Source organism: Mesorhizobium sp. M7A.F.Ca.CA.002.15.2.1 (genome assembly GCF_003998715.1).
In the GTDB taxonomy this organism is placed as follows: domain Bacteria; phylum Pseudomonadota; class Alphaproteobacteria; order Rhizobiales; family Rhizobiaceae; genus Mesorhizobium; species Mesorhizobium ciceri.
Map to the genome: position 1 here is coordinate 1 of NZ_RZPI01000522.1, position 4099 is coordinate 4099.

The 4099-nt window shown below is 62.8% G+C and carries 5 protein-coding genes; 1 reads left to right on the plus strand and 4 read right to left on the minus strand.

The annotated features are described in order from the left end of the window. Window positions 1-1074: aldo/keto reductase (locus ENZ74_RS24115; RefSeq protein ID WP_164761169.1), on the minus strand; the 1074-nt coding region annotated here is incomplete at its 3' end. A 37-nt stretch (window positions 1075-1111) separates the two neighbouring features. After that, window positions 1112-1639: a nuclear transport factor 2 family protein gene (locus ENZ74_RS24120; RefSeq protein WP_063167966.1), complete on the minus strand. Its 528-nt coding sequence runs from the start codon at window positions 1637-1639 to the stop codon at window positions 1112-1114. A 116-nt stretch (window positions 1640-1755) separates the two neighbouring features. Here ENZ74_RS24120 and ENZ74_RS24125 point away from each other — a divergent pair, with 116 nt between their 5' ends. Beyond that, complete coding sequence (locus ENZ74_RS24125) at window positions 1756-2682, plus strand: LysR family transcriptional regulator (RefSeq protein WP_063167965.1); 927 nt, start codon at window positions 1756-1758, stop codon at window positions 2680-2682. 34 nt (window positions 2683-2716) lie between these two features. Here ENZ74_RS24125 and tsf read toward each other — a convergent pair whose 3' ends face one another. Together tsf and rpsB are read right to left on the minus strand one after the other, a co-directional pair. After that, the gene (gene tsf, locus ENZ74_RS24130; protein WP_013531764.1) at window positions 2717-3637 is read right to left on the minus strand and encodes a translation elongation factor Ts; all 921 of its coding nucleotides are present in this window, start codon (window positions 3635-3637) and stop codon (window positions 2717-2719) included. A 109-nt stretch (window positions 3638-3746) separates the two neighbouring features. After that, a partial coding sequence (gene rpsB, locus ENZ74_RS24135; RefSeq protein ID WP_127313034.1) for a 30S ribosomal protein S2 occupies window positions 3747-4099 on the minus strand: 353 nt, incomplete at its 5' end.

Consider the following 4099-nt stretch of genomic DNA (forward strand, 5'->3'; position numbering starts at 1 on the left):
AAGCACCGGTGACACGTAGTTGGAGGGCTTGTCGCCGGTTGTCGCGCCGCCGGTGACGCGCGCCTGTATCTGCGCGCCGAAATAGGAATAGGGAAACGGCGCTGGAGTTCTGCTGACCCTCTCCAGCCGGTCGCGATGCGCTTTCGGAATCTCGAAATCCAGCGCGCCAAGATTGTCCTGCATTTGGCTGAGCGTCGTCGCACCGAGAATGACGGTCGCGATCCCCGGCTGCGTCGCTACCCAGTTGAGCGCGACCTGAGGCATGCTGCGGCCGATCTCGGATGCGACCTTCTCGAGTTCGGCCACGATAGCCCAGTTGCGTTGCGTGAACTTTTGGAACCCCGGATGCGTCGAGTTGCGAAATCCGTCGAGCCGGCCCGCGGTTCCGGCCTGAGCCGGCCGATACTTGCCGCTCAGCAGTCCGCTGGCCAGCGGGCTCCACACCATGATGCCGGCGCCATGGCGCGTGCCGAATGGCACGAACTCATTCTCGATCGCGCGTTCGGCCAATGAATATTCGAGCTGTAGCGCCGAAACCGGCTCATATCCGCGCAATTCGGCGATCGCCTGTGCGCGGCCCGCATACCAGGCGGGCACATCCGAAAGACCGACATGGCGCACCTTGCCCATCCGAACCAGGTCGTCCAGCGTGCGCATGACCTCCTCGGCCGGGGTCAGCCTGTCCCAGACATGCATGAGATAGAGATCGATATAGTCGGTCCCCAACCGTTTCAGCGAAGCATCGACGGCCCGCATGATGTTCTTGCGGCCATTGCCGCCGGCATTCGGATTGCCGGGCTGCATGTTCATGGTGAACTTGCTGGCGATCACCGCCATGTCGCGCAAGCCGCGCTCGGCGATGAATTCGCCAAGCCAGGCTTCGGCCGTGCCGTCTGTGTAGAGATCCGCCGTGTCGAAGAAATTGCCGCCCGCCTCGACATAGGCGTCGAACATCGCCCGCGCCGTATCCCTGTCGGCTCCCCAGCCCCATTCCGTGCCGAAAGTCATCGTGCCCAGCGCCAGCCGGCTGACCCTGAGGCCGCTGTTGCCAAGAGTGTAGTAGGTCATGGTCATAATCGTCTTCCAATGCTTGGTGATAGATGCCCGAGCGTCACTGGCCCGGAGTGGTCTTGACCCAGGGATTGCCGCGCTCGTGTGTCATGCGGAACGCAAAGCCATCGACCTTCCAGCCATCCGCAAAACGCGTCAGGTGATGCTCATAGGTGCCCCAGACCTCCCAAAGCGGGTCGCCATTGCCTTCCATCCGGTTCCAGGCATAGCCGTTCGACAGGACAGTCGCCGTGTCCCCTTCGAGAACGACCTGGTGATTGGTGCGCAGATGCAGGCTTGTCTTGCTGCCCTTGAGGTTGGCCGCCCAGGCGCCAATCAGGTCGTCGGAAGCGATGTTGGCCGCCGGCTGTCCGGAAAGGCTGCTGAAATCGGCAGTGGCCCGATCCGCGAAATAGCTGCGTGCAAGCTTCCAGTCCTGGGCGTCGACGGCCCGGTCGATGGCATCGGCAATGCGAATGACCGCGCGTTCGTCTGCGAGGGCCCGCCAGTCTGATGGCTCCGCCCCGCCGGCGTCCATCGGCGCCAACGCCATGCCTGCCGCGAAAGTTACGCGCTTCAACGCATTCATGTTCTTTCTCCTCGATGCCATCAGCCCATCGCCGACGTGCGGCCGGCAATGTGGACCGCTCGGTCGACATCGATAAGATTGCATTGTTCGTATGGACCATGCGATATCATGCATGAATGTACCGGGACCTGCTCACCCACTTGCCTGTGATCGTCGCCGTGGCCCGACGCGGCGGCTTTGCGCTTGCCGCCGCCGAACTCGGCATGAGCCCTTCGGCAGTCAGCCATGCGGTGCGCATTGTCGAAGAGCGGATCGGCCAGCCTTTGTTCGCACGGACGACGCGCAGCGTTTCGCTCACCGAGGCCGGCAAGGCGCTGGTGGAAACGGCGGCTCCGGCCCTCCAGGATATTGCCGAGCGGATGGACCGTATCCGCAGCGTCAAAGGCAGGCCGTCTGGCCTGCTCAGGATCAACGCCTCCAACATCGCCATACCATTGGCGGTGACGCCGGTGGTCGCCGCGATGGCCGAGCGCTATCCGGAGGTTACCGTCGAGGTCTTCGCTGACCAGGGTCTGGTTGATATCGTCGGCGAAGGCTTCGATGCCGGCATCCGGCTTGGCGAGATGATCGCCCAGGACATGGTCGCGGTCCGGCTGACGCCGCCGTTCTCCGTCGTCATCGTGGCCTCGCCCGTTTATATCGGACGGCACGGCCGTCCCAGCAGCGTTGCCGATTTGGCGAACCACAATTGTATTGGCTACCGGCTCGTCCGCTCCGGTGCGCTCTATCGCTGGGATCTGATCGAGGATGGCAAGGACATCGCCATGGAGACGCGGGGCAGCGTTGTCGTGACGGATTCGCTCGCAGCAATCGATCTTGCGCTTGCAGGCGTCGGGCTTGCCTATGTCTTCGAGCCGCTGGCGCGCGCCGATCTTGCCGCGGGCCGCCTGGTCCAGGTGCTGCCGCAGACGGCGATCGAGGAACCGGGGCTATTCCTCTATTTCCCGCGCCGGGCGTCAATGGCGCCGAAGCTCAGGGCCTTTATCGACACCGCACAAGAAATCGGCCGGGCATCCTTGCGGACACCCGGCCGAGTTGCCTGAGCTGAGAAGCCCCTTCAGGGGCTATTTGTAAGGATTATTTCTTCACCGCAGCCGCGACTTCCGCCGCGAAATCGGTCTCTTCCTTTTCAATGCCTTCGCCGAGCGCAAAGCGCAGATAGGCGGAAATCTTGGCCGGAGCGCCGATTTCCTTCTCGGCATCCTTCAGTGCCTGCTCGACAGTGATGTCGGGATTGAGCACGAAGGCCTGCTTCAGGAGCACGACTTCCTCATAGAACTTGCGTAGGCGGCCTTCGACCATCTTTTCGATGATCGCTTCCGGCTTGCCGGACTGGCGCGCCTGATCGGCGAAGATCGCCTTCTCGCGCTCGACCGCAGCCGGATCGATCTGCTCGGCCGTCAGCGCCAGCGGGTTGGTGGCGGCGACATGCATGGCAACCTGGCGGCCAAAGGCATTGGCGGCATGCTCATTGCCCGTGGTCTCGATCGCGACCAGAACGCCGAGCTTGCCAAGACCATCGGCAACTGCGTTGTGGACGTAGGTGGCGACAGCACCGTGCGGGACGGTGAGCTTGGCCGAGCGGCGGAAGCCCATGTTTTCGCCGATGGTGCCGACAGCGTCCTTGATGGTGTCGGCAACCGACTTGTCGGAACCTGGATACTTTGCGGCGGCCACAGCTTCCGTCGTGCCGTAGGCCAGCGCAACCTTGGCAACATTGGCGACGATTTCCTGAAACGCGGCGTTGCGGGCAACGAAGTCGGTCTCGGAATTGACCTCGACGACGGCAGCCTCGCGCACGCCGTTGTCGACGCCGATCAGGCCCTCAGCCGCGGTGCGGCCAGCCTTCTTGTCAGCCTTGGAGATACCCTTCTTGCGCAGCCAGTCGACGGCCTCTTCCATGTTGCCGTTGGTCTCGGTCAACGCCGCCTTGCAATCCATCATGCCCGCGCCGGTCAAGTCGCGGAGTTCTTTGACCTGTGCAGCCGAAATGCTCATTGTCGCCTCTTTGTTTTAAATGCACCGACGCACCATCGGTATTCGATGGTGCGTCTGTTTAGCGTGCCAGAATATGAGAAAGATGAAGGCCGCAACCGGCCTTCGATTATCAAGCTTCCGGAGCGTCTGCAGCCGGGGCCGGAGCCGGGTCGAGCGCCGGTTCGACGGGAGCTTCGATCGAAGCGCCGATGTCGACGCCGAGCGCGCCCTGCTGACGGGCAATGCCGTCGATCGCAGCCTTGGCGATCAGATCGCAATAGAGCTGGATGGCGCGGGCCGCGTCGTCATTGCCGGGGATCGGGAAGTCGATCTTGTCCGGATCGCAGTTCGAATCGATGATGGCGACGACCGGAATGCCGAGGCGCTTGGCCTCGAGAATGGCGATCGCTTCCTTGTTGGTGTCGATCACGAACATCAGGTCGGGCGTCGAGCCCATGTCCTTGATGCCGCCCAGCGCCTTGT

What these genes read in the sequence shown, in the direction of transcription:
- ENZ74_RS24120 (WP_063167966.1), bottom strand. Translation starts at nt 1,639, where the DNA reads ATGAATGCGTTGAAGCGCGTAACTTTCGCGGCAGGCATGGCGTTGGCG.
- ENZ74_RS24125 (WP_063167965.1), top strand. Translation starts at nt 1,756, where the DNA reads ATGTACCGGGACCTGCTCACCCACTTGCCTGTGATCGTCGCCGTGGCC.
- tsf (WP_013531764.1), bottom strand. Translation starts at nt 3,637, where the DNA reads ATGAGCATTTCGGCTGCACAGGTCAAAGAACTCCGCGACTTGACCGGC.